Raw genomic sequence first — 1,487 nt, forward strand, 5'->3', positions numbered from 1 at the left:
GAGTCAGAAGAAGGCTAAGGTTCGGACACATCCCCGGGAATTTACGCATCACAGAGTCCAAAGAAAGACCAAGCTCTCAAATCCGGCACATCAGATATACGCTTTCTCTTTCCAAAGTAACCCCGGTTAAGAAAATATCCATTTGACAAACCATCTGCCGAGTTTGATAATCGACATGTATAAAGCAATGGCTAAAAGGACGTGAATACATCGATGAATGAACAGACAAAAATGTATCGGGACACTTGGGCAGAGATAAATCTGGACCATATATCATATAATGTAGAGTCAATGAAAAAACATGTAAAAGAAGGGGCAAAAATCATTGCGGTTGTTAAGGCAAATGGGTATGGGCATGGAGATGCAGCTGTAGCGAAGGCAGCGCTTGAAGCAGGCGCATCCTCCCTGGCGGTTGCGACCCTGGATGAGGCAATCGCATTGAGAATGAAAAAAATTGAAGAGCCAATTTTAGTAATGGGAGCGAGCCGTCCGGAGCACGCAGGCGAGGCAGCATCAAATAATATCTCCCTCACTGTTTTTCAGCAGGAATGGCTGGCAAAAGCAGCTGAATATGTAGAAGATGGAACCCTCAATATTCATATAAAGCTTGATACCGGCATGGGCCGCCTGGGGATTCGCAGCCGGGATGAGCTTGCTGGAATTGAGAGCGTTATCAAAAAGGACAAGCGTTTTCTGCTTGAAGGAATATTTACACACTTCGCGACAGCGGATTCAATAAACAATGCCTACTTTGAAACGCAGCTGAGCAGGTTTGAAGAAATGATCGGCTGGCTGGAGGTATTGCCGAAGTACGTCCACACCAGCAACAGTGCGGCAGGCCTCAGGTTTCCAAAAGCGCATTTGAATGCTGTCAGAATGGGGATCAGCATGTATGGACTGTCTCCATCCATGGAAATAAAGCCTGTACTTCCATTCGAGCTGAAAGAAGCTTTTTCTCTCCACACTTCAATTGTTCATGTGAAAAAGCTCCATAAAGGCGAGAAAGTCAGTTATGGTGCAACTTATGAAGCACAAGAAGATGAATGGGTTGCAACATTGCCGATTGGCTATGCGGATGGGTGGATCCGAAAGCTTCAGGGGCAGGAGGTTCTTGCTGAAGGAGTGAGGGTTCCAATTGTTGGAAGGATATGCATGGATCAATGCATGATTAAGATGCCTCATGAAATGCCTGTCGGAACAAAGGTAACCCTGATCGGCGAGCAGGGGAAAGAAAAAATTTCGGTGGACGAAATCGCGGAAAAGCTTGAAACCATCAACTATGAAGTTACCTGTATGGTATCTTCCCGGGTTCCGCGCATATATAAAAGAGATGGTAAAATTATCGGGGGAATTAATTATCTGTTATAATTGAAAAAAATTAATCGTTGTTATTAGGCGCTTCCGCCCTGAGAAAGGGATGGTATAAGTGCTGCAGCTTTCTGAAAAGATAAAAATGATAAATTTTGAAGTTAGTTAACTGTCTAGCT

1 protein-coding gene is annotated in these 1,487 nt (G+C 44.4%); it reads left to right on the forward strand.

Annotated elements, in window-relative coordinates:
- Window positions 1-213 precede the first annotated feature (213 nt).
- Entirely contained in the window at window positions 214-1,368 is a 1,155-nt protein-coding gene (alr, locus tag CHI10_RS19720) for an alanine racemase (protein ID WP_095245888.1), read from the forward strand.
- Window positions 1,369-1,487 lie beyond the last annotated feature (119 nt).

Origin of the sequence: Bacillus sp. 7894-2 (genome assembly GCF_002272225.1) — a bacterium.
Taxonomy (GTDB): Bacteria; Bacillota; Bacilli; order Bacillales; family Cytobacillaceae; genus Cytobacillus.

Bases quoted from the DNA above. Each gene is read 5' to 3' on its own strand.
- alr (WP_095245888.1), top strand. From the start codon at position 214: ATGAATGAACAGACAAAAATGTATCGGGACACTTGGGCAGAGATAAAT.